General features: G+C 51.4%; 23 protein-coding genes. 9 read left to right on the top strand and 14 right to left on the bottom strand.

Going from position 1 to position 25,773, the window contains the following annotated elements; genetic code table 11:
• Positions 1 to 128: 128 nt before the first annotated feature.
• The 4 genes from QUF14_RS02585 to cof form a co-directional block, all read right to left on the bottom strand.
• The gene (locus tag QUF14_RS02585) at positions 129 to 1,910 is read right to left on the bottom strand and encodes a SmdB family multidrug efflux ABC transporter permease/ATP-binding protein (protein WP_001256195.1); all 1,782 of its coding nucleotides are present in this window, start codon (positions 1,908 to 1,910) and stop codon (positions 129 to 131) included.
• Positions 1,903 to 3,675: a SmdA family multidrug ABC transporter permease/ATP-binding protein gene (locus QUF14_RS02580; protein ID WP_001235621.1), complete on the bottom strand. Its 1,773-nt coding sequence runs from the start codon at positions 3,673 to 3,675 to the stop codon at positions 1,903 to 1,905. Before QUF14_RS02580 ends, QUF14_RS02585 begins: the two co-directional genes overlap by 8 nt.
• A gap of 29 nt (positions 3,676 to 3,704) precedes the next feature.
• Positions 3,705 to 4,163: a DNA-binding transcriptional regulator DecR gene (gene decR, locus QUF14_RS02575; RefSeq protein ID WP_000884589.1), complete on the bottom strand. Its 459-nt coding sequence runs from the start codon at positions 4,161 to 4,163 to the stop codon at positions 3,705 to 3,707.
• A 152-nt stretch (positions 4,164 to 4,315) separates the two neighbouring features.
• Positions 4,316 to 5,134, bottom strand: coding sequence for an HMP-PP phosphatase (gene cof / locus QUF14_RS02570; RefSeq protein WP_024212103.1), 819 nt, complete (start codon positions 5,132 to 5,134; stop codon positions 4,316 to 4,318).
• A 99-nt stretch (positions 5,135 to 5,233) separates the two neighbouring features.
• On the opposite strand from cof, the gene QUF14_RS02565 reads away from it, so the two are divergent.
• Together QUF14_RS02565 and queC are read left to right on the top strand one after the other, a co-directional pair.
• A complete protein-coding gene (locus QUF14_RS02565; RefSeq protein ID WP_001238216.1) occupies positions 5,234 to 6,934 on the top strand; it encodes an SgrR family transcriptional regulator in 1,701 nt (566 codons plus the stop codon).
• A gap of 64 nt (positions 6,935 to 6,998) precedes the next feature.
• The gene (queC, locus tag QUF14_RS02560; RefSeq protein WP_000817196.1) at positions 6,999 to 7,694 is read left to right on the top strand and encodes a 7-cyano-7-deazaguanine synthase QueC; all 696 of its coding nucleotides are present in this window, start codon (positions 6,999 to 7,001) and stop codon (positions 7,692 to 7,694) included.
• 51 nt (positions 7,695 to 7,745) lie between these two features.
• Here queC and fadM read toward each other — a convergent pair whose 3' ends face one another.
• The 10 genes from fadM to bolA form a co-directional block, all read right to left on the bottom strand.
• Positions 7,746 to 8,144 (bottom strand): long-chain acyl-CoA thioesterase FadM, encoded by a 399-nt coding sequence (gene fadM / locus QUF14_RS02555; protein WP_001194546.1) that lies wholly within the window; start codon positions 8,142 to 8,144, stop codon positions 7,746 to 7,748.
• Positions 8,145 to 8,249: 105 nt separating this feature from the next.
• Complete coding sequence (locus tag QUF14_RS02550) at positions 8,250 to 8,621, bottom strand: helix-hairpin-helix domain-containing protein (protein WP_000680297.1); 372 nt, start codon at positions 8,619 to 8,621, stop codon at positions 8,250 to 8,252.
• Positions 8,622 to 8,771: 150 nt separating this feature from the next.
• Positions 8,772 to 10,643, bottom strand: a complete 1,872-nt coding sequence (gene ppiD, locus QUF14_RS02545) for a peptidylprolyl isomerase (RefSeq protein ID WP_000969386.1) — start codon at positions 10,641 to 10,643, stop codon at positions 8,772 to 8,774.
• A 191-nt stretch (positions 10,644 to 10,834) separates the two neighbouring features.
• A complete protein-coding gene (hupB, locus tag QUF14_RS02540) occupies positions 10,835 to 11,125 on the bottom strand; it encodes a nucleoid-associated protein HU-beta (RefSeq protein ID WP_254892905.1) in 291 nt (96 codons plus the stop codon).
• Between the two features lie 190 nt (positions 11,126 to 11,315).
• Complete coding sequence (gene lon / locus QUF14_RS02535) at positions 11,316 to 13,670, bottom strand: endopeptidase La (RefSeq protein WP_001295325.1); 2,355 nt, start codon at positions 13,668 to 13,670, stop codon at positions 11,316 to 11,318.
• A 187-nt stretch (positions 13,671 to 13,857) separates the two neighbouring features.
• A complete protein-coding gene (gene clpX, locus QUF14_RS02530; protein ID WP_000130305.1) occupies positions 13,858 to 15,132 on the bottom strand; it encodes an ATP-dependent protease ATP-binding subunit ClpX in 1,275 nt (424 codons plus the stop codon).
• A 126-nt stretch (positions 15,133 to 15,258) separates the two neighbouring features.
• Positions 15,259 to 15,882, bottom strand: a complete 624-nt coding sequence (gene clpP / locus QUF14_RS02525; protein WP_000122253.1) for an ATP-dependent Clp endopeptidase proteolytic subunit ClpP — start codon at positions 15,880 to 15,882, stop codon at positions 15,259 to 15,261.
• A gap of 245 nt (positions 15,883 to 16,127) precedes the next feature.
• The gene (tig, locus tag QUF14_RS02520; RefSeq protein ID WP_001198386.1) at positions 16,128 to 17,426 is read right to left on the bottom strand and encodes a trigger factor; all 1,299 of its coding nucleotides are present in this window, start codon (positions 17,424 to 17,426) and stop codon (positions 16,128 to 16,130) included.
• A gap of 146 nt (positions 17,427 to 17,572) precedes the next feature.
• A complete protein-coding gene (locus QUF14_RS02515) occupies positions 17,573 to 17,719 on the bottom strand; it encodes a hypothetical protein (RefSeq protein WP_000788433.1) in 147 nt (48 codons plus the stop codon).
• Between the two features lie 50 nt (positions 17,720 to 17,769).
• Positions 17,770 to 18,087, bottom strand: a complete 318-nt coding sequence (bolA, locus tag QUF14_RS02510) for a transcriptional regulator BolA (RefSeq protein ID WP_000973448.1) — start codon at positions 18,085 to 18,087, stop codon at positions 17,770 to 17,772.
• A gap of 304 nt (positions 18,088 to 18,391) precedes the next feature.
• Here bolA and QUF14_RS02505 point away from each other — a divergent pair, with 304 nt between their 5' ends.
• The 7 genes from QUF14_RS02505 to cyoE all read left to right on the top strand — a co-directional run bounded on the left by QUF14_RS02505 (position 18,392) and on the right by cyoE (position 25,745).
• On the top strand, positions 18,392 to 18,970 hold the full coding sequence (locus QUF14_RS02505; RefSeq protein ID WP_001295326.1) for a lipoprotein: 579 nt from the start codon (positions 18,392 to 18,394) through the stop codon (positions 18,968 to 18,970).
• Positions 18,971 to 19,013: 43 nt separating this feature from the next.
• Positions 19,014 to 20,489 carry a muropeptide MFS transporter AmpG gene (ampG, locus tag QUF14_RS02500; RefSeq protein ID WP_000098446.1) on the top strand — a complete coding sequence of 492 codons (1,476 nt, stop codon included), beginning with the start codon at positions 19,014 to 19,016 and terminating at the stop codon, positions 20,487 to 20,489.
• A gap of 460 nt (positions 20,490 to 20,949) precedes the next feature.
• Positions 20,950 to 21,897 carry a cytochrome o ubiquinol oxidase subunit II gene (gene cyoA, locus QUF14_RS02495; protein WP_001239441.1) on the top strand — a complete coding sequence of 316 codons (948 nt, stop codon included), beginning with the start codon at positions 20,950 to 20,952 and terminating at the stop codon, positions 21,895 to 21,897.
• A 21-nt stretch (positions 21,898 to 21,918) separates the two neighbouring features.
• Positions 21,919 to 23,910 (top strand): cytochrome o ubiquinol oxidase subunit I, encoded by a 1,992-nt coding sequence (gene cyoB / locus QUF14_RS02490; RefSeq protein ID WP_000467181.1) that lies wholly within the window; start codon positions 21,919 to 21,921, stop codon positions 23,908 to 23,910.
• Positions 23,900 to 24,514 (top strand): cytochrome o ubiquinol oxidase subunit III, encoded by a 615-nt coding sequence (locus tag QUF14_RS02485; RefSeq protein ID WP_000179807.1) that lies wholly within the window; start codon positions 23,900 to 23,902, stop codon positions 24,512 to 24,514. The genes cyoB and QUF14_RS02485 overlap by 11 nt, the downstream gene beginning before the upstream one ends.
• Positions 24,514 to 24,843 (top strand): cytochrome o ubiquinol oxidase subunit IV, encoded by a 330-nt coding sequence (locus QUF14_RS02480; protein WP_000019869.1) that lies wholly within the window; start codon positions 24,514 to 24,516, stop codon positions 24,841 to 24,843. Before QUF14_RS02485 ends, QUF14_RS02480 begins: the two co-directional genes overlap by 1 nt.
• Positions 24,844 to 24,854: 11 nt before the next feature.
• Positions 24,855 to 25,745 (top strand): heme o synthase, encoded by an 891-nt coding sequence (cyoE, locus tag QUF14_RS02475; protein ID WP_000971336.1) that lies wholly within the window; start codon positions 24,855 to 24,857, stop codon positions 25,743 to 25,745.
• The last annotated feature ends 28 nt before the right edge of the window (positions 25,746 to 25,773 follow it).

The raw sequence follows: 25,773 nt of genomic DNA, 5'->3' as shown, positions 1-25,773 counted from the left end.
TGCAAGCGGTGTGCCAGAAATGAAAAACGAGAAAGAGAGCAGGAAGTTAAGAAGATTGAAAACAAAAACGCACTATGACAGTGCACAGTGCGTTACATTTTTGCACCAACGATGAAATATTGCGCTATTCAGGCGCTCAATGATTCATCTTCACGCACGCTGGCTGCCAGCTCTTCGCCCACTAGTTGCAGTTGATACATCTGCCAGTAGCGCCCCTGGGCGGCCAGCAGTTGCTGGTGAGTCCCCTGTTCCACAGCCTGACCACGATGAAGCACCAGAATGGTGTCAGCATCAACAATGGTCGATAAGCGGTGAGCAATCACCACAAGCGTAGTGTGTTCACGCACCGCCGCCAGTGCGTGTTGAATCGCCTGTTCAGTACCGGAGTCAATGCTGGCGGTTGCCTCATCAAGGATCAGGATTTGCGGCGTCTCCACCAGCACGCGCGCCAGTGCCAGCAGTTGCTTTTGCCCGACGGAGAGATTATTCCCCTGCTCGCCCAGCGGCGTATAAATACCATCGCTCATGCTGCGCGCCAGCTCCGCCAGTTGCACGGTTTCCAGCGCCTGCCAGACACGTTCTTCGGAGATATCACGTCCCAGCGTCACGTTGGCGAGGAAGGTATCCGCCAGTACCACCGGATCTTGTTGCACCATCGCCACGCCCTGGCGCAGCACGCTGTGACTTAGCGAACTTAACGGACGACCATCAAGGCGAATCTCACCTTCCGTTAGCGGGTAATAGCCCATCAATAAACTGGCGAGGGTACTTTTACCACTGCCGGTATGCCCCACCAGCGCCACAAAGTTGCGCGAAGGCACCGAGAGATTAATGTTCTTCAGTACCAGATTGTCATCGCGATAAGCAAATGACACGTTATCGACTTCAATGTTGCCGCTCTGTAAGGGGCGATCATCATTGCCATATTGCTGGCGCGGTCCGTCCATCAGCTCAAACACGCGCTCACCAGCAACAACAGCCTGTTGCAGCATCGCCTGTTGCGTGGTCAGTTCGATTAAGGGTTCGTTAAGCCGCCCAAGATAGCTGATAAACGCATACAGTACGCCCACTTCAATGGTACCGCTGGCGGAGAAGCCAAACAGCATCAACAAGCCACAAAGAATGAGCGATGAAAACAGACTCAGCAGCGGACGCAGCAGAAAACCGTCGAGGCGCAGGGTTTGCATCCTCGCCATATAGTGTGAACGACTGGCCTCACCCATACGTTCGCCAAATCGCGCCTGCTGACGGAACTGCTGGATGACGCTCATGCCATTGATGATTTCGTTAAAGCCGTCGTTGATATCTGCCAGATAGGCGCGCACACGACGGACAATCGGCGTGCTGTAACGCTGGTATATCACCATTACCACCAGCACCACCGGGAAAATCATTATCGCTACCAGCGCCATTCGCCAGTCGAGACTAAACATCGCCACCAGCATCGCACCCACCAGGGCGGCGCTACGCAGGACCGTTGCCACTACGGTAACGTAGAGGTCGCGGATCACTTCAGTATCATTGGTAACGCGGGAAATCACCTGCCCGACAGGCTGGGTATCAAACTCGCTTAATGGCTGGCGCAACGCGGCATCCATCACGTCGGTACGCAACTGTTGCACTACACCTACTGCCGCCCGATTAAACAGCAGCGACTGCGCGTAATGTAGCCCGGCGGCAAACAGTTGTAGCCCAACATACGCCGCAGCCAGCCCGGCAACCACTTTCAACGGCAGGTTATTTTTCGCTACCATATTGTCGATAAAATAGCTGATAAGCAGCGGCCCACTGACTTCCGCCGCCGCCGCAACCCACATCATCAGGACCGCAATGCCCAGCGGTTTCCGCCACGGTGAACCGTACGCTAACAAGCGTTTGAGAGTTGGCCAGAGTTGGCTAAAACTACGCATCAACGGCCTCCTCGCGAATTTCCGGAGCGTCGTCGAGCGCCGCCTCCAGTTGTTGATAGCGATACATATCGCGATACCAGCCGCTTTGTTGTGCCAGCACATCATGATTGCCACGCTGGGCGATATGTCCGTGCTGCATCACAATAATTTCACTGGCTTCCGTCAGTGCCGAAAGGCGATGGGCACTGATGATTACCGTTCTTCCCTGCCCCCACTGACGCAGGTTATGCAGGATCTGGTGCTCTGTGCGTCCGTCCACCGCCGAAAGCGCATCATCAAGGATGAGGATTTCCGCGTTGACTAATAACGCACGAGCAATGGAGATACGCTGTTTTTGCCCACCAGAAAGCATCACGCCGCGCTCGCCCACCTCTGTATCGTAACCTTGCGGTAGACGCAAAATATCGTCATGTACGCTGGCTAACCGCGCGACATGCTCAATCTCTTGTTGGGTGGCATTCGGGCAACCCAGCGCGATGTTGTTCGCCACGGTGTCGGAAAAAAGGAATGGCGTCTGGCTGACCACCGCCAGGCGGCTACGCCAGCTATCGAGTTGTAACTTCGTCAGAGGAATATCATGAAAGCGAATATCCCCCTCGCTGACGTCGAAATGACGCTGAATGAGCGACAACAGGGTACTTTTGCCGGAACCAGTCGGCCCGCAGATACCCAGCATCTGACCGGGTTTCAGGGCTAAATTGACGTTTTCCAGCGCAGGATGGTCAGTCTGCGGATACATAAACTGGCGAATATTTACATCCAGTTCACCACGACCTTCTGGCACGGGTTCGCTACCATCGTTCACCACCGGCGCTTCCGCCAGCATCGCGCGAATACGGCTGTACGCAGCACTACCACGCTCCACTATGTTAAACATCCATGCCAGCGCCAGCATCGGCCAAATCATCAGACCTAAATACATCATAAAACTGGTGAGCTGGCCCAGCGTTAAACTGCCCTGCACCACCATCCAACTACCGCCGCCAATCGCCAGCAAGTTCGCCATACCAATCGCGATATAGATGGTCGGGTCGAAACGAGCATCAATACGCGCCACCCGCATGTTTTTTTTGCCGGTATCTTCGGCATCCGCGGCAAATAACGCCGACTGGCGATCTTCCAGACCAAAGGCTTTGATCATGCGGATACTGGTGAGGCTTTCCTGGGTGCGGTCATTAAGACTGGAAAACGCCGCCTGTGCCAGCTTAAAGCGTTCATGCAAGGCATCGCCGTTGCGCTTAATCATGATCGCCATCACTGGCATAGGTAACAGGGCAAATAAGGTCAACTGCCAGCTAATTTGCGTAGACATCATAATCAACACAGCGCAGCCCATCACCAGTGAATCCACCAGCGTCAGCACCCCTTCTCCGGCGGCAAACACGACCCGATCGACGTCATTGGTCGCACGAGCCATGAGGTCCCCCGTGCGATGACGCAGGTAAAACTCAGGATGCTGCCGGCTTAGCTGACGGTAATAATCTTCACGCAGTTCAACAGCCAGTTGATAAGACGCGCCAAACAGCAATACGCGCCAGACGTAACGCAGGAGATAAACCACAACAGCAATCAGCACCATGGTGGCGATCCACATCAGGATCTGCCCGGTAGTAAAGTGTTGTTCTGTCACGCCATCGACAACAATACCAACCACTTTCGGCGGAACCAGTTGCAGCATCGCGATAATGACAAGCAAGGCAACAGCCCCGAGATAGCGACGCCATTCCCGACGGAAATACCAGCTTAATTGAGCAAATAATCGCACGCGTAGTGTCCTGACCTGATTCTGGATATTTATTCGATGGGTAAAGAAGTGGTGTATTTAATCTGTTCCATCGCGAAGCTGGAAGTGACGTCCGACAGCCCCGGCACGCTGTTTACCAGACGCTTATAAAACTCGTCGTAGCGTTTCATATCGGCAACCTGGACGCGCATCAGATAATCGTATTCCCCGGCCATGCGCCAGAACCCCAGCACTTCTGGCATTTCAGTAACCACCGTCACAAAGCGGCAATACCATTCACTGCTGTGATGTTGCGTTTTTATCAGCACAAAGGCGGTCAGACCGAGGCCAATTTTTTCCGGGTCCAACAGGGCGACTTTGCCGATAAGGATACCGTCATCCTCCAACCGTTTCAGTCGCTTCCAGCAAGGCGTGGTTGTCAGATTAACGGCTTCAGCCAATGCCTGCAAAGAGAGGGTGCAATCCTGCTGTAGTAAGGCCAGCAGCTTACGGTCAATTTTATCTAACATAACCCTTCCACAGAGAAATTTTTTCTCTTTTAATTCTATTTTAAAGGTGAAATCGCGACAATTTATTCTGTGCGGTTTAAACACCACGGCACAAAATGACAAATTCAACGCAAAAAAAACCGGGCAATTGCCCGGTGCTGGAAGGGATCTCGTTATTCGGGGGAATAAGGTAGATGTGGATAGTCCAGCCAGTGCGTCAAATAGTGAGAGACCGCCTGATTTCGGCAATGTCCAATCACCGGTAAATGAGGGAGCTCCGCGCGCAGTTGCGGCATCGCATTGCCCATAATAAAGCCGCTACCGACGCTGCCTAACATTTCGCGATCGTTCATCGCATCACCAAAGGCCATGCAATCGCGCAACGATAAACCTAAATGTTGGGTCAGCACCGTCAATGCAGCGCCTTTATTGCAGTCCACCGGGAGCACTTCGAGGCAATCCGTCGCGGAAAAACACAAATGTGCACGCTCGCCTAATGATTCGTGTAGTAGGATCTGCAAGCGTGTAAGATCGTCGTGATCGCCACAGAAGCAGATCTTGGTGACGCGATCGAGTGGCATTTTTTTAACATCGATTATCTGATAACGAAAACCGCTATAGACAAATGCCTGCAACAACGCAGGGATCTCTTTTCCGGTAAACCAACCATCATCATTGAAAATATGCATGCTGGCTCGGGTATCCCATTGCTGATACAGCACCAGCTCTGCCACATCCGCAGGTAAATCATCACGATGTAAAAGTTCACCTTCCAGAGAATGCACGCGCGTTCCGTTGCCGGTAATCAAATACGCATCCAGCGATAGCGCCCCGAGAATATGCTGCATCTCCAGCGCATGACGACCTGTGGCGAAAGTGAGGGTAATGTCGCGTTCACGCAGTCGTGCCAAAGTAGAGAGTGTTTTCTCACCTAAATGATGGTCAGGCATCAATAAAGTGCCGTCCATATCAAATGCTGCCAGACGAGCCATTTCTTTCTCCACTCTGTGACACGGTTAATAGTGATTGAGTATCACCTGATATATACGGAAGTAATAGTGAATAGTTAAATAATATTGTTCCGGGTTTATATGCGACTGCTCAACCGTCTTAACCAGTATCAACGTCTGTGGCAACCTTCCGCCGGAAAGCCGCAAACCGTCACCGTCAGCGAACTGGCCGAACGCTGTTTTTGCAGCGAACGCCATGTTCGTACGCTGTTACGCCAGGCACAGGAGGCGGGATGGCTGGAGTGGCAGGCGCAGTCAGGACGCGGAAAGCGCGGTCAACTACGCTTTCTGGTCACGCCAGAATCGCTACGCAATGCGATGATGGAACAGGCGCTGGAAACCGGAAAGCAGCAAGATGTGCTGGAGCTGGCGCAACTGGCCCCAGGTGAGCTGCGCACTCTGTTACAGCCGTTTATGGGCGGACAATGGCAAAACGATACGCCCACGTTGCGTATTCCCTACTATCGCCCGCTCGAACCGCTACAACCGGGCTTTTTGCCCGGCCGTGCCGAGCAGCATCTCGCCGGACAGATATTTTCCGGCCTGACCCGCTTCGATAATAATACCCAGCGCCCGATTGGCGATTTAGCGCATCACTGGGAAACCTCTGCTGACGGGTTACGCTGGGACTTTTATCTTCGTTCAACCCTACACTGGCATAACGGCGATGCAGTAAAAGCCTCACACTTACACCAGCGGTTATTGATGTTGTTACAACTGCCAGCACTGGATCTATTATTTATTAGCGTGAAGCGTATTGAAGTCACCCATCCGCAGTGTCTGACCTTCTTTTTACATCGCCCCGATTACTGGCTTGCGCACCGGCTGGCGAGCTACTGCAGCCATCTGGCGCATCCGCAATTCCCCCTGATCGGCACTGGTCCTTTTCGCTTAACACAATTCACAGCGGAACTGGTGCGCCTGGAGAGCCATGATTATTACCATTTACGTCATCCGCTGCTTAAAGCGGTTGAGTACTGGATAACTCCGCCGCTTTTCGAAAAAGATTTGGGAACCAGTTGTCGGCATCCCGTGCAAATCACCATCGGCAAACCGGAGGAGCTGCAACGCGTCAGCCAGGTCAGTAGCGGCATCAGTTTAGGTTTTTGCTATTTAACGTTGCGCAAAAGTCCCCGACTGTCCCTCTGGCAGGCGCGAAAAGTGATCTCCATTATTCATCAATCCGGTTTATTACAAACGTTAGAAGTCGGAGAAAACCTGATCACCGCCAGTCATGCATTACTGCCTGGCTGGACTATTCCACAATGGCAAGTACCGGATGAAGTCAAACTACCGAAAACCTTGACGCTGGTTTATCACCTACCGATAGAACTTCATACCATGGCAGAACGCCTACAGGCGACACTGGCCGCGGAAGGCTGTGAACTTACAATTATTTTTCATAACGCAAAAAACTGGGACGACACGACCCTACTGGCACACGCAGACCTCATGATGGGCGACAGGTTAATTGGCGAAGCACCGGAATATACCCTGGAGCAATGGCTGCGTTGCGATCCACTGTGGCCACATGTTTTCGACGCTCCAGCATATGCACATTTGCAATCGACACTGGACGCGGTGCAAGTAATGCCTGATGAGGAAAACCGATTTAATGCCCTGAAAGCGGTTTTTAGCCAGTTAATGGCAGATGCGACGCTGACGCCGCTGTTCAACTATCACTATCGCATTAGCGCCCCTCCCGGCGTGAACGGTGTGCGACTGACACCGCGAGGCTGGTTTGAATTTACCGAAGCCTGGCTTCCCGCACCGTCACAATGAATAGCTGGTCCGGGTTAATCGCAGGCGTTACCATAACGCTTTTATTGTTCAAGCAGGATTATCTATGAAACGTGCTGTCGTTGTGTTCAGTGGAGGCCAGGATTCCTCCACCTGTCTGGTGCAGGCATTACAACAATATGATGAAGTCCATTGCGTGACGTTCGATTACGGTCAGCGACATCGCGCGGAAATCGACGTGGCACGCGAACTGGCGCTGAAACTGGGGGCACGCGCGCATAAGGTTCTTGATGTAACGCTGCTCAACGAGCTGGCGGTCAGCAGCCTGACGCGTGACAGCATTCCGGTGCCTGATTATGAACCTGAAGCTGATGGCATCCCGAATACGTTTGTCCCTGGACGTAATATTTTGTTCCTGACACTGGCGGCAATATATGCGTATCAGGTAAAAGCAGAAGCCGTAATTACCGGCGTCTGCGAAACGGATTTCTCCGGTTACCCGGATTGCCGCGATGAGTTTGTGAAAGCACTAAACCATGCCGTCAGTTTAGGCATGGCGAAAGATATTCGTTTTGAAACGCCGCTGATGTGGATTGATAAAGCGGAAACCTGGGCGCTGGCTGATTATTACGGCAAACTAGATTTAGTCCGTAACGAAACGTTGACCTGTTATAACGGCATTAAAGGCGACGGTTGCGGTCATTGTGCGGCGTGTAATTTACGCTCCAACGGTTTGCATCATTATCTGGCCGATAAACCGACGGTGATGGCAGCGATGAAGCAGAAAACCGGGTTGAAGTAATTATTCCGGGTGTCGCCGGATGCGGCTTGAGCATCCGGCACCACAAAACGTTTACTTAACCATCTGCTCCAGCTTTTCGCGCAATTCCCCTTCCAGAGCTAATGCTTTCTGCGTTTTAAGATCAATACAAACAAACGTAATAAGCGCATCCGCGACCACCTGCCCTTCCGGCTCCAGTGTAATGACCTGGCTTAAGATGCCGCTTTTACCGTTTAATTGCTGCAACTGACTGGTAATGGTTAACAGGTCGCTTAATACCGCCGGGCGACGATAATTAATATTGATATTGACCACGATGAAGGCAATGTTATGGGCGGTCATCCACTGGAAACTTTCGCTATTTTCTAGTCCATCCCAGCGGGCTTCTTCCAGAAATTCAAGGTAGCGGGCATTGTTAACGTGCTGGTAGACATCGAGATGATATCCACGAACTTTGATTTGTGTTTGCATAGCGCAATAACCTTACGTTGTTGTTATAAGAACTGTTATAAGTACAGAGGTCATAACTGGTATGACCTCTTCAGTCTGGCAAAAATTTGCCACTATGCAAATTAATTACAGGGTTAATACCGCCAGATTACGTTCCACCAGCGAATTGCCCATCCCCGGCACCTGCTTGAGATCCTCCACCGTTTTAAACGGACCGTACTCTTCGCGATAACTGACAATCGCCTGCGCCTTCTTCAGGCCAACGCCATTCATCGCGCGGGCTAACTCTTCCGCGCTGGCATTATTAATGCTGACCCGGGTACCTTCTTCGTCACTGGCTTTAGTCGGTACTGCTGCTTTACTTTGTGCTGCAGGAGCTTCCGCTTTGGTTTCTACCGTTGTCGGTTTCGCCGCAGGAGCTGCCGCCAGCGCGCTATGAGACATTCCGGCACAGGCCAGGGACAGGGTAATGAGCAGTGCTTTAATTCCGTGTTTCATACTGTTTTCTCCTTGTTTGTTAACAGTGGAATCACCTTAACGGCAGTGAAAACAGGAAACAAATGGCAATGTTCAGAAATGGAAAAGGCCGCGAAAGCGACCTTTTCTTGTTACAGCTGCAAAGCATTTTTTTGCGAGGCGGCTTCAGGATTATTGCTGTTCCAGCGCATCGCCAATTTTGATTTTCGCCTCTTTACGCAGGTTACTCATCAGAGCTTCAAAGACGATTTGTGCGTTGTTCTGGGTGATCCCCTGCACCATCGCTTTTTTCTGCTCTTCCGGCATTGAACCTTGTTTCACTTCATCCAGCGCCAGCAGAACCACATTACCTTGCATATCGGTCGCCATACCGTAGCTCGGTTTGTCTTTCGCTGGCAGTGGCAGTGCAAACGCCGCCTGGCTAATCGGGTCACGACCGGAACGGCTTAAGGTTTTCGGCTCGCCAAATTTCAGACCGGCGGCCTGCATAGCTTCTGCACCTTTGCCGGCTTTCAAATCAACCAGCAGTTTTTCAGCATCCACTTTCGCCTGTTGTTCAGCTTTGTTGTGCTGAACCAGTGCCTTAACTTGTTCCTGAACATCTGCCAACGGTTTCACCGCTTCCGGTTTGTGCTCGCTGATGCGCAGCACGAATGCGCGGTCGCCGTCTACGGTGATGATGTCAGAGTTGATGCCCGGTGCGCCGTTTTCACCTACCAGACCGCCGTTAAAGATAGCGTCTGCAACCGGCTTAAAGTTCAACTCTTCCGGCAGGTTATCTTTGCTGAACCAACCCGTCTGAGTGGCTTTTACGCCCGCAGCTTGCTCTGCACCGGCCAGAGACTCGGTATCATTGCTTGCTGCATCGCTCACTTTCTGCTGCAGTGCGTAGTACGCATCGAGGGCTTTTTCGTGTTTCACTTTCGCCACGACATCGTCACGCACTTCGTCTAACGACTTCACTTTCGCTGGCTGAATGTCGTCCAGACGTACAATCAGGAAACCGACCGAAGACTTGATGACACCAGAGAGTTGGCCTTTTTCTTTCAGACCAGCATTTTTCAGTTCGTCCGGGATAGTGGCATCTTCTAACCAACCCATATCGCCGCCGTTACGAGCAGAGATAATATCGGCAGATTTTTCTTTGGCTAACGCAGCAAAATCACCGCCTTTATTCAGCTCATCAAGTACCGCTTTCGCTTCATCTTCAGTTTTGGTCTGGATGATGCTGTAGCGGGTACGCTGCGGCTGGGTGAATTGATCCTGATGCTGATCGTAGTAGCTCTGGATATCCGCATCGCTAACCGGTTGCTGCATCGTTGCGGCATCCAGCTTGATGTAACTCACGCGGAATTGTTCCGGCGTCATGAAATTGTTTTTGTTTTGTTCGTAGTAGCTGGCAATTTCCTGTTCGGTCACAGGCTGCTTCGCCGCCAGCGCGTTAACATCGATAGTCGCTTCACGTACCACGCGTTGTTGAGCTACCAGTGCCGCCAGCTCGTCGGTTTCACCTTTCAGCATAAAATCGGTACCGGCAACGCCGTTAATCAGCTGTTGGGTAGTGAGCTGGTTACGTAGCGCCTGGGCGTACTGATCGGCGGTCATCCCCATCTGGTTGAGGATACCGTTATAGCGGCTGTTATCAAATTTGCCGTCAACCTGGAAGGCTGGGGTCGCGAAAATCGCCTGTTTAACCTGCTCATCACTGATACCCAGTTTCAGCTCACGAGCGTACTGATCCAGCAGCGCCTCGTCGATCAGACGATTCAGCACCTGTTGACGCAGGGTTTTCATATAGCCTTCGTTCGCTGCAAGTTCAGAGTATTGATCGCCCAGCTGTTGCTGCATGCGATTACGCTCGCTGTTGAAGGCGTTCTCGAACTGCCCACGGCTGATTTCCTGGTCATTCACTTTTGCGGCGTAGTTATTGCCTCCGCCAATCAGGTAACCACTCACGCCGGTCAATATGAACGACACGATAATGATACCGAAAATAATCTTGAGCACGAGACTGTTTGCAGCCGTGCGTAAGCTGTCCATCATGGTGTAACAACACTCCGCTGTAGATGACTGTGTACCTCACGCAACGTATCGATGCGCGCAAAGGCCTATTGTGACAAGAAACGGGGGCAATTGTCAGCCCACAAGACGCAGAAAGTCACCGAATACAAATAAAAAAGGCACATCAGTAGATGCGCCCTTGAACTTCGTCACATCCCCACTGGGGACAACGCTTAGTTTACCGCGTCTTTCAGTGCTTTACCTGCACGGAAGCTCGGTACTTTAGCGGCAGCGATGGTGATCTCTTTACCGGTCTGCGGGTTGCGGCCAGTACGGGCAGCACGCTCTTTAACGGCAAAAGTACCAAAACCTACCAGTGCTACATCATCCCCTTCTTTCAGAGATTCAGTTACGGAAGCAATAATAGCATCTAACGCACGGCCAGCCGCAGCTTTAGAGATATCAGCCCCTGCAGCAATCTTGTCGATCAATTGAGATTTATTCACTCTTCTCTTCCTCTTTATAATTTATATCGCACTTGAATCCTTCAAGGTACGAACGCGCAGCAGTTATATCAGGCCAGCCATCCCCTTACAACACCCCTTAATAAGGGCAAGCCCAATCCGCCATCTAACTTAGCGAGACAAAAAAAGGCTGGCAAGTCCGAATTAGCCTGCCAGCCCTGTTTTTATTAGTGCATTTTGCGCGAGGTCACTATTTTGCAGTCACAACCTGCATGCCAGACGGTTCATTTTGCAGCGCCAGAGTCAGAACTTCCTCAATGCGTTTCACAGGATGAATATCCAGATCGGCAATGACATTGTCAGGAATTTCTTCCAGATCACGTTTATTTTCGAACGGAATTAACACTGTTTTAATCCCGCCGCGATGCGCCGCTAACAGTTTTTCTTTCAAACCACCGATCGGCAGTACCTGACCACGCAGAGTGATCTCACCGGTCATTGCCACATCGGCACGAACCGGGTTACCGGTCAGGCAAGAAACCAGCGCGGTGCACATAGCAATACCGGCACTCGGACCATCTTTCGGCGTCGCACCTTCCGGTACGTGGACGTGGATGTCGCGTTTTTCGTAAAAATCAGGGTTGATCCCCAGTTTTTCCGCACGCGCACGAACCACCGTTAACGCCGCCTGAATGGACTCCTGCATCACTTCGCCGAGCGAACCGGTATAGGTCAGTTTGCCTTTACCCGGAACGCACGCGGTTTCAATGGTAAGTAAGTCACCGCCCACTTCCGTCCACGCCAGACCGGTTACCTGACCGACACGGTTTTCGTTATCCGCGCGTCCATAGTCGAAACGCTGAACACCGAGATAGTCATGCAGGTTATCGCCGTTAATTTCGATATGTTTTAATGACTTATCGAGCAGTAACTGCTTAACCGCTTTGCGACACAGTTTGGAGATTTCACGCTCCAGGCCACGCACGCCCGCCTCACGGGTGTAGTAACGTATAATGCCGATAATGGCGCTATCGTCGACGGTCAGTTCACCTTTTTTCAGTGCATTACGTTCAATCTGCTTCGGCAGCAGGTGACGTTTGGCGATGTTCAGTTTTTCATCTTCGGTATAACCGGAGAGGCGAATCACTTCCATACGATCCAGCAGCGGTGCCGGAATGTTCATGGAATTCGACGTCGCGACAAACATCACGTCGCTGAGATCGTAATCCACTTCCAGGTAGTGGTCGCTGAACGCTACGTTCTGCTCTGGATCCAGCACTTCAAGCAGTGCGGAAGCCGGATCGCCTCGCATGTCAGAAGACATTTTGTCGATCTCATCGAGCAGGAACAGCGGGTTTTTCACGCCCACTTTCGCCATTTTCTGGATCAGTTTACCCGGCATAGAACCGATGTAAGTACGGCGGTGACCACGGATTTCCGCTTCGTCACGCACGCCGCCCAGCGCCATACGAACATATTTACGTCCGGTAGCTTTGGCGATGGACTGACCCAGGGAGGTTTTACCTACCCCCGGCGGCCCTACCAGGCAGAGGATCGGTCCCTTGATTTTGTTGACACGGCTTTGAACCGCAAGATACTCAAGGATGCGATCTTTCACGCGCTCCAGACCATAATGGTCGGTATCAAGGATTTCCTGCGCCTGACGCAGGTCTTTTTTGACCTTGCTACGCGCATTCCACGGCACCTGCACCATCCAGTCGATATAACCACGCACCACGGTCGCTTCTGCCGACATCGGAGACATCATTTTCAGCTTCTGCAGTTCTGCTTCCGCTTTCTCTTTTGCCTCTTTCGGCATTTTCGCCGCGTCGATTTTGCGCTTCAGTGCTTCGTTTTCGTCCGGTGCATCGTCCATTTCGCCGAGTTCTTTCTGAATAGCTTTCATTTGCTCGTTCAGATAGTACTCACGCTGGGATTTTTCCATCTGCTTTTTAACGCGGTTGCGAATGCGTTTCTCAACCTGCAGCAGATCGATTTCCGATTCCATCATCGCCATCAGATATTCCAGACGTTCGTTGACGTCGGACATCTCCAGAACAGACTGTTTGTCAGCGAGTTTCAGCGGCATATGCGCAGCAATGGTATCCGCCAGACGCGCCGGATCGTCGATGCTGTTCAGCGACGTCAGCACTTCTGGTGGGATTTTTTTGTTCAGCTTGATATAACCTTCAAACTGGCTGATTGCGGTGCGCACCAGCACTTCCTGTTCCCGCTCATCAATGGTCGGCGACTCCAGATACTCCGCCTTCGCAGAAAAGTGTTCGCCATTGTCAGAGAGCGCAGAAATACGCGCGCGCTGTAACCCCTCGACCAGCACTTTGACGGTGCCGTCAGGCAGTTTCAGCATCTGCAATATAGAGGCCACGGTCCCGACGGTGAAAAGATCGTTTACACCCGGCTCATCCGTTGAAGCTTCTTTCTGCGCGACCAGCATAATTTTTTTATCATGGTCCATCGCCGCTTCCAGACAACGGATAGATTTTTCCCGCCCGACAAATAAGGGGATGACCATGTGCGGATAAACCACCACATCGCGCAGCGGCAATACGGGGATTTCAATGCGTTCAGAACGCTCAGGATTCATAGAGCTCTCTCTTAGTTTAATTTCCGCCAGGTAATCAGATGACACGACTGTGCTTCACGCCATCTATTAACATGTACGTCAGTATATGGGGATGTTTCCCCCACATTCAACGCCGAGAATAGAGGAAAAATTAAAGGGGAGATAAAATCCCCCCTTTTTGGTTAACTAATTGTATGGGAATGGTTAATTATTCACCAGATGCCTGTTGCGCTTCCGGCTTGCCATAAATCAGCAACGGTTTGCTTTGACCATCAATTACCGATTCGTCGATAACCACTTTTTCGACGTCTTCCATGGACGGCAGATCGTACATGGTATCGAGCAGTGCGGCTTCTACGATGGAACGCAGGCCACGGGCACCGGTTTTACGCGCCATCGCTTTCTTAGCGATAGCATCCAGCGCCTCGTCACGGAATTCCAGATCCACGCCTTCCAGATTAAACAGCGCCTGATACTGCTTGGTCAGGGCGTTTTTCGGCTCTTTGAGGATCTGAATCAGAGCTTCTTCGCTCAGTTCATTCAACGTTGCGACAACCGGCAGACGACCAATGAACTCAGGGATCAGACCAAACTTGATCAGATCTTCCGGTTCAACCTGCGCCAGCAGCTCGCCTTCACTTGCTTTGTCAGATTTCGCTTTTACCGTCGCGCCAAAACCAATGCCGGAGCCTGTTTCTACACGATGGGAAATCACTTTATCCAGACCGGCAAACGCACCGCCACAGATAAACAGGATCTTAGAGGTATCAACCTGCAAGAATTCCTGCTGCGGATGTTTACGCCCACCTTGCGGTGGAACAGCAGCTACCGTACCTTCGATCAGTTTCAACAGTGCCTGCTGTACGCCTTCACCGGAAACGTCTCGGGTAATGGACGGGTTGTCTGACTTACGAGAAATCTTGTCGATTTCATCGATGTAGACAATCCCGCGCTGCGCTTTCTGTACGTCGTAATCGCACTTTTGCAACAGCTTCTGAATGATGTTTTCAACGTCTTCGCCCACATAACCGGCTTCGGTCAGCGTGGTTGCATCGGCCATGGTGAACGGGACGTCCAGCAGGCGCGCCAGCGTTTCGGCCAGCAGCGTTTTACCGGAACCGGTCGGACCGATCAGCAGAATGTTACTTTTGCCCAACTCGACACCATTGCTGGTATCGCCGTTGCGCAGACGTTTGTAGTGGTTGTATACCGCGACCGCCAGCACTTTTTTCGCCTGTTCCTGACCGATAACGTAATCGTCCAGGTGGTTGCGAATTTCATGCGGCGTCGGTAGCGCACTGCGTTCACGATGCGGTGCAACTTCTTTAATCTCTTCGCGAATGATGTCGTTACATAAATCAACACATTCGTCGCAGATATACACGGATGGACCGGCAATCAGCTTGCGCACTTCATGCTGGCTTTTGCCGCAAAAAGAGCAATACAGCAATTTGCCTGAGCCATCTTTGCGTTTATCTGTCATGGGTCAAAACCTCTTCTTTGTTCTTTGTGCCGCACACGACGACGCAAATGCCATTCTCAGGCGCAAGCCGCTTTATAGCGTTGTGCCGCCCTGGATAAGTATAGCGGCACAGTTGCGCCTCTGGCATCAATTACGATGGGTCAGAATCGAATCGACCAGACCGTATTCCACCGCTTCAGGGGCGGAAAGGAAGCGATCGCGCTCGGTGTCACGTTCAATCTGTTCTAATGATTGACCCGTATGAAGCGCCATAAGTTCATTCATACGCCCTTTAACTTTCAGAATTTCACGGGCATGAATTTCGATATCGGTCGCCTGGCCCTGGTAGCCGCCCAACGGCTGGTGAATCATCACGCGCGAATTCGGCAGGCAGAAACGTTTACCTTTTGCCCCTGCAGTCAGCAAGAAAGCGCCCATCGAAGCCGCCTGGCCCATACAGATGGTGCTGACATCAGGCTTGATAAACTGCATGGTGTCATAGATAGACATCCCGGCAGTGATCACCCCGCCTGGGGAGTTAATGTACAGATAGATATCTTTTTCTGGGTTTTCTGCTTCCAGGAACAGCATCTGCGCCACAATCAGGTTAGCCATGTGGTCTTCAACCTGGCCAGTCAGAAAAATGACGCGTTCCTTAAGTAGACGAGAATAGATATCAAAAGAGCGCTCACCACGTGAGGTCTGTTCAATGACCATCGGCACCAGCGCCATATGGGGTGCAAAGTTATCTCGTTCGCCGCTGTATGACATTTCCGTCTCCTGGATAAAATTGAAAAAACCTGCTGTACCGATTGTAACCTTATGGACGGATTATCAGCTAGTCCCTGTGTTATGGGTACGGCATCACCATATTTCAAGCATAACAATCTTTTGTTGTTACGCTAACACCGAAAGAGGCTTTTCGCACGGTTCCATGCAAAATTCATGACAAAAAAAGGCCCACCACCTGGCGGTGATGGGCCTTTGTGCGAATTTAGCGCGTTATGCTGCGTAAATTACGCCTGCTGGTTCATCAGCTCGTTGAAAGTGGTTTCTTTTTCAGTCACTTTCGCTTTCGCCAGTACAGCTTCAACAGCCTGTTCTTCCAGAGCAACATTGCGCATGTTGTCCATCAGTTCTTTGTTTTTGCTGTAGAACTCGATAACTTCTTTCGGATCTTCGTACGCAGAAGCCATCTCTTCGATCAGGCCTTTAACGCGTTCTTCGTCAGCTTTCAGCTCGTTGGTGCGGATAACTTCGCCCAGCAGCAGGCCAACAACTACGCGGCGTTTAGCTTGTTCTTCGAACAGTTCGCGCGGCAGTTCCAGAGCCTGTTTTTCGTTACCGCCGAAACGCTGTGCAGCCTGGCGACGCAGAACGTCGATTTCGCTGTCGATCAGCGCAGCCGGTACGTCGATGTCGTTAGCTTTTACCAGACCTTCGATCGCCTGAGACTTAACGCGGTTACGGATGGCGCTCTTCAGCTCGCGCTCCATGTTTTTACGCACTTCAGCGCGCAGACCTTCTACGGAACCATCTTCAACGCCGAAACGTTTGATGAATTCTGCAGTCAGTTCCGGCAGTTCACGCTCTTCAACTTTCTTCAGGTTGATAGCGAATTTCGCTGCTTTACCTTTCAGGTTTTCTGCGTGGTACTCTTCCGGGAAGGTCACGTCGATGGTGAACTCTTCGCCCGCTTTGTGGCCTTTGATACCGTCTTCAAAGCCCGGGATCATACGACCCTGGCCCATCGCCAGTACGAAATCAGACGCTTTACCGCCTTCGAACTCTTCGCCGTCTACAGAACCGGTGAAGTCGATGGTTACGCGGTCTTCTGCTTCAACAGCGCCGTCTTTTTCTTTCCAGGTCGCCTGCTGTTTACGCAGAGTATCCAGCATGCCGTCAACGTCAGCGTCGGTCACTTCAACGATCGGTTTTTCAACTTCGATCGCTTCCAGACCCTGCAGTTCAACTTCCGGATAAACTTCAAACTCTACAGAGTAGGTGAAGTCTTCACCCAGCTTGTATTCGCCCGGAACATAAGTCGGTGCGCCAGCCGGATTGATTTTTTCTTTAATGATGGCGTCAATGAAGTTACGGCTCATCAGGTCACCCAGAACGTCCTGGCGTACAGACGCGCCATAACGCTGAGCAACGATATTCATTGGCACTTTGCCTTTGCGGAAGCCGTCAATACGTACTTTTTTCGCAACGTTGACCAGCTCGCTTTTAACAGCGGTCTCGATGCTGTCAGCAGCGATAGTAATCGTTACACGGCGGCCAAGGCCTTGAGTGGTTTCAACTGAAACTTGCATCTTGTTACCTCAAAAAATCACAGTGCTCGGTCAACTCTTACCCCGCAAGCACAGGTTGTTGGCTTCGCGGAACCGGGATGTTCTTATAATCAATCACATTCCCTGTTACCAGAATCATCCCGAAAGCATTCAAATAGGACGCGGCATTATAGCGGCATCACTTTTATGAGTCGAGAACGGTTATTGCGCGCTGTCGCGTATTTTTTCACAATTCCCGGGCAATTTTCGTCTGAATGCTGGGCAAAAAGCGCAAAATCCAGACAAAACAAAACGGCCCGCAGGCCGTTTTTCATAAAATCTTTAGCAACATACTGGAAAAGCGCCGACAGTTGCAAATGCGTTTTTACGCGATGCTTCCTGCTCCACGACAGGGAGGAGAGGCAAAGACGGTGTCCTGCAACCCTTCCCACTCCTTAATAGTGTAAGTATGCAGAGCCAGCGCATGAACGGTAGTAGAGAGTTCCTCCGCTAAAGTACTGTAAATCATTCGATGACGATTCAGAAAACGTTCACCCGTAAAACGATCGCTGACCAGCACAACTTTAAAATGGCTTTCAGAGCCGGCTGGGACATTGTGACGATAGCTTTCATCCACTACTTCGAGGAATACGGGTTGGAACGCCGCCCTTAATTTTTCTTCTATCCGCTCACGTATCATCATGAAATATCTCCTCCGACAACGCTGAGATGTCATCCATCCCTTTAAATACTAGCCGCTTTTACCGTTTCCATTGCAGCTTAACAACAAATATTTAGGTTTCGTCCTGGTTTTTCCGTCAAGCGTATGAAGTTTACTGATTTAAAGATTGAAACACAGGCCTCGCATCAGCGTTTCTTTTACCAGGGGCGATTATTTCGTCAACATGATGAATTTACATGCCTTACCCACTTCCCCTCGCCGTTGGCAATGTTATGATGGCGGGAATTTTTACCAAACACGCTTAAGAGTCTCTGAGAGCCCGAACATGTTCAAAAAAATCCTCTTCCCGTTAGTTGCTCTGTTTATGCTTGCAGGATGCGCAAAACCGCCAACAACTATTGAAGTTTCACCGACGATAACACTGCCACAGCAGGATCCAAGCCTGATGGGCGTCACCGTAAGCATTAATGGTGCCGATCAGCGTACCGATCAGGCGCTGGCAAAAGTCACCCGCGATAATCAAATCGTTACCCTGACCGCCTCCCGCGATCTGCGTTTCCTGCTGCAAGAAGTGCTGGAAAAACAGATGACCGCGCGTGGTTACATGGTTGGTCCGAATGGCCCGGTTAATCTGCAAATCATCGTTAGCCAACTGTATGCTGACGTGTCCCAGGGCAACGTGCGCTATAACATCGCCACCAAAGCGGATATCGCTATCATCGCTACCGCGCAGAATGGCAACAAAATGACCAAAAACTATCGTGCCAGCTACAACGTTGAAGGTGCGTTCCAGGCCTCCAACAAAAATATCGCCGATGCGGTTAACAGTGTGCTGACCGATACCATCGCTGATATGTCTCAGGACACCAGCATCCACGAATTCATCAAGCAGAACGCGCGTTAATTTCTGCCCTCTGGCCCGGTGCAAGCCGGGCCTGTAGACGCCCATGTCCAGTCAATATTTACGTATTTTTCAACAGCCACGTTCAGCCATATTGCTGATTCTGGGTTTTGCTTCCGGGCTACCGCTCGCCCTGACATCCGGCACCTTACAGGCCTGGATGACGGTCGAGAATATCGATCTTAAAACCATTGGTTTCTTCTCTCTGGTAGGCCAGGCTTACGTTTTTAAATTCCTCTGGTCACCGCTGATGGACCGCTACACGCCCCCATTTTTCGGGCGGCGGCGCGGTTGGTTGCTCGCCACACAAATCCTGTTATTAGTCGCTATTGCGGCGATGGGGTTTCTCGAACCTGGCACCCAACTCCGCTGGATGGCGGCGCTGGCAGTAGTGATTGCTTTTTGCTCTGCATCCCAGGATATCGTCTTCGATGCGTGGAAAACCGATGTGCTCCCGGCAGAAGAGCGTGGTGCGGGCGCGGCAATCAGCGTGCTGGGGTATCGTCTGGGGATGCTGGTTTCCGGCGGGTTAGCCCTGTGGCTGGCAGATAAATGGCTGGGCTGGCAGGGCATGTACTGGTTGATGGCGGCGCTGTTGATCCCCTGTATTATCGCGACGTTGCTTGCACCAGAACCAACCGACACCATTCCTGTGCCAAAAACGCTGGAACAAGCGGTTGTTGCACCTCTGCGCGATTTCTTTGGTCGCAATAATGCCTGGCTTATTTTGCTTCTTATCGTGCTGTATAAGCTGGGCGACGCATTCGCCATGAGCCTGACAACCACGTTTTTGATTCGCGGCGTCGGGTTTGATGCAGGTGAAGTAGGCGTGGTTAACAAAACGCTTGGCTTGCTGGCGACCATTGTTGGCGCGTTGTACGGTGGGATTTTGATGCAGCGCCTGTCACTGTTCCGGGCACTGCTGATTTTCGGCATTTTACAAGGTGCATCTAACGCCGGTTACTGGCTGCTGTCGGTTACTGATAAGCATCTCTACAGCATGGGCGCAGCCGTCTTTTTCGAAAACCTCTGTGGCGGGATGGGTACATCAGCCTTTGTCGCGCTGTTAATGACGCTGTGTAATAAGTCCTTTTCTGCGACGCAGTTTGCCTTGCTCTCAGCGCTTTCTGCTGTAGGGCGAGTTTATGTCGGCCCCGTGGCAGGTTGGTTTGTTGAATCACACGGTTGGTCGACGTTCTATCTTTTTTCCGTCGCCGCCGCCGTACCAGGGCTTATTTTATTGCTGGTTTGCCGCCAGACGCTTGAATATACACGGGTAAATGACAACTTTATCTCCCGCACCGAGTATCCGTCAGGTTATGCCTTTGCCATGTGGACACTGGCGGCGGGCGTCAGCCTGTTGACCGTGTGGTTACTGCTGTTGACGATGGACGCGCTGGATTTGACGCACTTCTCTTTTCTGCCTGCTCTGCTGGAAGTCGGGGTTTTAGTCGCCCTTTCTGGCGTCGTGCTTGGTGGTTTGCTGGATTATCTGGCGCTACGAAAAACGCATCTGACGTAATCTGTAAATATTATTTAGCTGTAGTAATCACTCGCCGTAATTATTACGGCTAAATAAACATCAGCATCGCTTATTAATATTTGTTCTTTTGTGCGGCTTAGTGTTTGGAAATTATTGACACCATTTATGAATTCTATTTTTTCTTACACGATTCAGCTAATGAGACTTTATTTCCCCACCACCCAATTGTCACCTTAATGATAATTATTTGTTAAATAAATGTTTTATTTAGCATTGGTTATACCAATTGCCCGCTCAGACTCCTTCTGCACTCCCCTTTCGTTATAACGCCCTTTTGCAACAGCTTCTTAAAATCAACTTGATATGTTTTGCAACATATGTGACCTGGCAGCCAAATCCAAGTAACAGGAATTTAATCATGTTTACAGTAATGTAACCTTCCCGTAAAATGCCCACACACTTTAAACGCCACCAGATCCCGTGGAATTGAGGTCGTTAAATGAGACTCAGGAAATACAATAAAAGTTTGGGATGGTTGTCATTATTTGCAGGCACTGTATTGCTCAGTGGCTGTAATTCTGCGCTGTTAGATCCCAAAGGACAGATTGGTCTGGAGCAACGTTCACTGATACTGACGGCATTTGGCCTGATGTTGATTGTCGTTATTCCCGCAATCTTGATGGCTGTTGGTTTCGCCTGGAAGTACCGTGCGAGCAATAAAGATGCTAAGTACAGCCCGAACTGGTCACACTCCAATAAAGTGGAAGCTGTGGTCTGGACGGTACCTATCTTAATCATCATCTTCCTTGCGGTACTGACCTGGAAAACCACTCACGCTCTTGAGCCTAGCAAGCCGCTGGCACACGACGAGAAGCCCATTACCATCGAAGTGGTTTCCATGGACTGGAAATGGTTCTTCATCTACCCGGAACAGGGCATTGCTACCGTGAATGAAATCGCTTTCCCGGCGAACACTCCGGTGTACTTCAAAGTGACCTCCAACTCCGTGATGAACTCCTTCTTCATTCCGCGTCTGGGTAGCCAGATTTATGCCATGGCCGGTATGCAGACTCGCCTGCATCTGATCGCCAACGAACCCGGCACTTATGACGGTATCTCCGCCAGCTACAGCGGCCCGGGCTTCTCAGGCATGAAGTTCAAAGCTATTGCAACACCGGATCGCGCCGAATTCGACCAGTGGGTCGCAAAAGCGAAACAGTCGCCGAACACCATGTCTGATATGGCAGCGTTCGAAAAACTGGCCGCGCCTAGCGAATACAACCAGGTGGAATATTTCTCCAACGTGAAACCAGATTTGTTTGCCGACGTGATTAACAAGTTTATGGCTCACGGTAAGAGCATGGACATGACCCAGCCAGAAGGTGAGCACAGCGCACACGAAGGTATGGAAGGCATGGACATGAGCCACGCGGAATCCGCCCATTAAAGGGGTTGAGGAAGAATAAAGATGTTCGGAAAATTATCACTTGATGCAGTCCCGTTCCATGAACCTATCGTCATGGTTACGATCGCTGGCATTATTTTGGGAGGTCTGGCGCTCGTTGGCCTGATCACTTACTTCGGTAAGTGGACCTACCTGTGGAAAGAGTGGCTGACCTCCGTTGACCATAAACGCCTCGGTATCATGTATATCATCGTGGCGATTGTGATGTTGCTGCGTGGTTTTGCTGACGCCATTATGATGCGTAGCCAGCAGGCCCTTGCCTCTGCGGGCGAAGCGGGCTTCCTGCCACCTCACCACTACGATCAGATCTTCACCGCGCACGGCGTGATTATGATCTTCTTCGTGGCGATGCCTTTCGTTATCGGTCTGATGAACCTGGTGGTTCCGCTGCAGATCGGCGCGCGTGACGTTGCGTTCCCGTTCCTCAACAACTTAAGCTTCTGGTTTACCGTTGTTGGTGTGATTCTGGTAAACGTTTCTCTCGGCGTGGGCGAATTTGCGCAGACCGGCTGGCTGGCGTATCCACCGCTATCGGGAATAGAGTACAGTCCGGGAGTCGGTGTCGATTACTGGATATGGAGTCTCCAGCTATCCGGTATAGGTACGACGCTTACCGGTATCAACTTCTTCGTTACCATTCTGAAGATGCGCGCACCGGGCATGACCATGTTCAAGATGCCAGTATTTACCTGGGCATCTCTGTGCGCGAACGTACTGATTATTGCTTCCTTCCCAATTCTGACGGTTACCGTCGCGTTGTTGACCCTGGATCGCTATCTGGGCACCCATTTCTTTACCAACGATATGGGTGGCAACATGATGATGTACATCAACCTGATTTGGGCCTGGGGCCACCCGGAAGTTTACATCCTGATCCTGCCTGTTTTCGGTGTGTTCTCCGAAATTGCGGCAACCTTCTCGCGTAAACGTCTGTTTGGTTATACCTCGCTGGTATGGGCAACCGTCTGTATCACCGTGCTGTCGTTCATCGTCTGGCTACACCACTTCTTTACGATGGGTGCAGGCGCGAACGTAAACGCCTTCTTTGGTATCACCACGATGATTATCGCCATCCCGACCGGGGTGAAGATCTTCAACTGGCTGTTCACCATGTATCAGGGCCGCATCGTGTTCCATTCTGCGATGCTGTGGACCATCGGTTTTATCGTCACCTTCTCGGTGGGCGGTATGACAGGCGTGCTGCTGGCAGTACCTGGCGCAGACTTCGTTCTGCATAACAGCCTGTTCCTGATTGCACACTTCCATAACGTTATCATCGGCGGCGTGGTCTTCGGCTGCTTCGCAGGGATGACCTACTGGTGGCCTAAAGCGTTCGGTTTCAAACTGAACGAAACCTGGGGTAAACGCGCGTTCTGGTTCTGGATCATCGGCTTCTTCGTTGCCTTTATGCCGCTGTATGCGCTGGGCTTCATGGGCATGACCCGTCGTTTGAGCCAGCAGATTGACCCGCAGTTCCACACCATGCTGATGATTGCAGCCAGCGGTGCTGTACTGATTGCGCTGGGTATTCTCTGCCTCGTTATTCAGATGTACGTTTCTATTCGCGACCGCGACCAGAACCGTGACCTGACCGGCGACCCGTGGGGTGGCCGTACGCTGGAGTGGGCAACCTCTTCCCCGCCTCCGTTCTATAACTTTGCCGTTGTGCCGCACGTTCACGAGCGTGATGCATTCTGGGAAATGAAAGAGAAAGGCGAAGCGTACAAAAAGCCCGACCACTATGAAGAAATTCATATGCCGAAAAACAGCGGTGCCGGTATCGTCATTGCGGCTTTCTCCACCATCTTCGGTTTCGCCATGATCTGGCATATCTGGTGGCTGGCGATTGTTGGCTTCGCAGGCATGATCATCACCTGGATCGTGAAAAGCTTCGACGAGGACGTGGATTACTACGTGCCGGTGGCAGAAATCGAAAAACTGGAAAACCAGCATTTCGATGAGATTACTAAGGCAGGGCTGACAAATGGCAACTGATACTTTGACGCACGCGACTGCCCACGCGCACGAACACGGGCACCACGATGCAGGCGGAAACAAAATCTTCGGATTTTGGATCTACCTGATGAGCGACTGCATTCTGTTCTCTATCTTGTTTGCTACCTATGCCGTTCTGGTGAACGGCACCGCAGGTGGCCCGACAGGTAAGGACATTTTCGAACTGCCGTTCGTTCTGGTTGAAACTTTCTTGCTGTTGTTCAGCTCCATCACCTACGGCATGGCGGCTATCGCCATGTACAAAAACAACAAAAGCCAGGTTATCTCCTGGCTGGCGTTGACCTGGTTGTTTGGTGCCGGATTTATCGGGATGGAAATCTATGAATTCCATCACCTGATTGTTAACGGCATGGGCCCGGATCGCAGCGGCTTCCTGTCAGCGTTCTTTGCGCTGGTCGGCACGCACGGTCTGCACGTCACTTCCGGTCTTATCTGGATGGCAGTGCTGATGGTGCAGATCGCCCGTCGCGGCCTGACCAGCACTAACCGTACCCGCATCATGTGCCTGAGCCTGTTCTGGCACTTCCTGGATGTGGTTTGGATCTGTGTGTTCACTGTTGTTTATCTGATGGGGGCGATGTAATGAGTCATTCTACCGATCACAGCGGCGCGTCCCATGGCAGCGTAAAAACCTACATGACAGGTTTTATCCTGTCGATCATTCTGACGGTGATTCCGTTCTGGATGGTGATGACAGGGGCTGCCTCTCCGGCCGTAATTCTGGGAACAATCCTGGCAATGGCAGTGGTACAGGTTCTGGTGCATCTGGTGTGCTTCCTGCACATGAATACCAAATCAGATGAAGGCTGGAACATGACGGCGTTTGTCTTCACCGTGCTAATCATCGCTATCCTGGTTGTCGGCTCCATCTGGATTATGTGGAACCTCAACTACAACATGATGATGCACTAAGAGCGGCGGTTATGATGTTTAAGCAATACCTGCAAGTAACGAAACCAGGCATCATCTTTGGCAACCTGATCTCGGTGATTGGGGGATTCTTGCTGGCCTCAAAGGGCAGCATTGATTATCCCCTGTTTATCTACACGCTGGTTGGGGTGTCACTGGTTGTGGCGTCGGGTTGTGTGTTTAACAACTACATCGACAGGGATATCGACAGAAAGATGGAAAGGACGAAGAATCGGGTGCTGGTTAAGGGCCTGATCTCTCCTGCTGTCTCGCTGGTGTACGCCACCTTGCTGGGTATTGCTGGCTTTATGCTGCTGTGGTTTGGCGCGAATCCGCTGGCCTGCTGGCTGGGGGTGATGGGCTTTGTGGTTTATGTCGGCGTTTACAGCCTGTACATGAAACGCCACTCGGTCTACGGCACGTTGATTGGTTCGCTCTCCGGCGCAGCGCCGCCGGTGATTGGCTACTGTGCAGTGACAGGCGAGTTCGATAGCGGCGCAGCAATCCTGTTGGCTATCTTCAGCCTGTGGCAGATGCCTCATTCTTATGCCATCGCCATTTTCCGCTTTAAGGATTATCAGGCGGCAAACATTCCGGTACTGCCGGTGGTGAAAGGCATTTCGGTAGCGAAAAACCACATCACGCTGTATATCATCGCCTTTGCTGTTGCCACGCTGATGCTCTCTCTTGGCGGTTACGCTGGATATAAATATCTGGTGGTCGCCGCGGCGGTTAGCGTCTGGTGGTTAGGTATGGCGCTGCGTGGTTATAAAGTTGCTGATGATCGAATCTGGGCGCGCAAGCTATTCGGCTTCTCGATCATCGCCATCACTGCCCTCTCGGTAATGATGTCCGTTGATTTTATGGTGCCGGACTCGCATACGCTGCTGGCTGCTGTGTGGTAACACAACCTCTCTATAAAAAAGGTGCTAC

The sequence above is a fragment of the Escherichia sp. HH091_1A genome, from assembly GCF_030295175.1.
Lineage (GTDB): Bacteria > Pseudomonadota > Gammaproteobacteria > Enterobacterales > Enterobacteriaceae > Escherichia > Escherichia coli_F.
This window is presented reverse-complemented; position numbering and strand designations above follow the sequence as displayed.

Excerpts from the sequence above, each read along its gene's own strand:
- tig (WP_001198386.1), bottom strand. The coding sequence starts at position 17,426 with ATGCAAGTTTCAGTTGAAACCACTCAAGGCCTTGGCCGCCGTGTAACG.
- QUF14_RS02565 (WP_001238216.1), top strand. The coding sequence starts at position 5,234 with ATGCGACTGCTCAACCGTCTTAACCAGTATCAACGTCTGTGGCAACCT.
- fadM (WP_001194546.1), bottom strand. The coding sequence starts at position 8,144 with ATGCAAACACAAATCAAAGTTCGTGGATATCATCTCGATGTCTACCAG.
- clpP (WP_000122253.1), bottom strand. The coding sequence starts at position 15,882 with ATGTCATACAGCGGCGAACGAGATAACTTTGCACCCCATATGGCGCTG.
- QUF14_RS02550 (WP_000680297.1), bottom strand. The coding sequence starts at position 8,621 with ATGAAACACGGAATTAAAGCACTGCTCATTACCCTGTCCCTGGCCTGT.
- cof (WP_024212103.1), bottom strand. The coding sequence starts at position 5,134 with ATGGCTCGTCTGGCAGCATTTGATATGGACGGCACTTTATTGATGCCT.
- cyoA (WP_001239441.1), top strand. The coding sequence starts at position 20,950 with ATGAGACTCAGGAAATACAATAAAAGTTTGGGATGGTTGTCATTATTT.
- cyoB (WP_000467181.1), top strand. The coding sequence starts at position 21,919 with ATGTTCGGAAAATTATCACTTGATGCAGTCCCGTTCCATGAACCTATC.
- ampG (WP_000098446.1), top strand. The coding sequence starts at position 19,014 with ATGTCCAGTCAATATTTACGTATTTTTCAACAGCCACGTTCAGCCATA.
- clpX (WP_000130305.1), bottom strand. The coding sequence starts at position 15,132 with ATGACAGATAAACGCAAAGATGGCTCAGGCAAATTGCTGTATTGCTCT.
- queC (WP_000817196.1), top strand. The coding sequence starts at position 6,999 with ATGAAACGTGCTGTCGTTGTGTTCAGTGGAGGCCAGGATTCCTCCACC.
- QUF14_RS02515 (WP_000788433.1), bottom strand. The coding sequence starts at position 17,719 with ATGAAAAACGGCCTGCGGGCCGTTTTGTTTTGTCTGGATTTTGCGCTT.
- QUF14_RS02485 (WP_000179807.1), top strand. The coding sequence starts at position 23,900 with ATGGCAACTGATACTTTGACGCACGCGACTGCCCACGCGCACGAACAC.
- decR (WP_000884589.1), bottom strand. The coding sequence starts at position 4,163 with ATGTTAGATAAAATTGACCGTAAGCTGCTGGCCTTACTACAGCAGGAT.
- cyoE (WP_000971336.1), top strand. The coding sequence starts at position 24,855 with ATGATGTTTAAGCAATACCTGCAAGTAACGAAACCAGGCATCATCTTT.
- QUF14_RS02480 (WP_000019869.1), top strand. The coding sequence starts at position 24,514 with ATGAGTCATTCTACCGATCACAGCGGCGCGTCCCATGGCAGCGTAAAA.
- ppiD (WP_000969386.1), bottom strand. The coding sequence starts at position 10,643 with ATGATGGACAGCTTACGCACGGCTGCAAACAGTCTCGTGCTCAAGATT.
- QUF14_RS02505 (WP_001295326.1), top strand. The coding sequence starts at position 18,392 with ATGTTCAAAAAAATCCTCTTCCCGTTAGTTGCTCTGTTTATGCTTGCA.
- lon (WP_001295325.1), bottom strand. The coding sequence starts at position 13,670 with ATGAATCCTGAGCGTTCTGAACGCATTGAAATCCCCGTATTGCCGCTG.
- bolA (WP_000973448.1), bottom strand. The coding sequence starts at position 18,087 with ATGATGATACGTGAGCGGATAGAAGAAAAATTAAGGGCGGCGTTCCAA.
- QUF14_RS02585 (WP_001256195.1), bottom strand. The coding sequence starts at position 1,910 with ATGCGTAGTTTTAGCCAACTCTGGCCAACTCTCAAACGCTTGTTAGCG.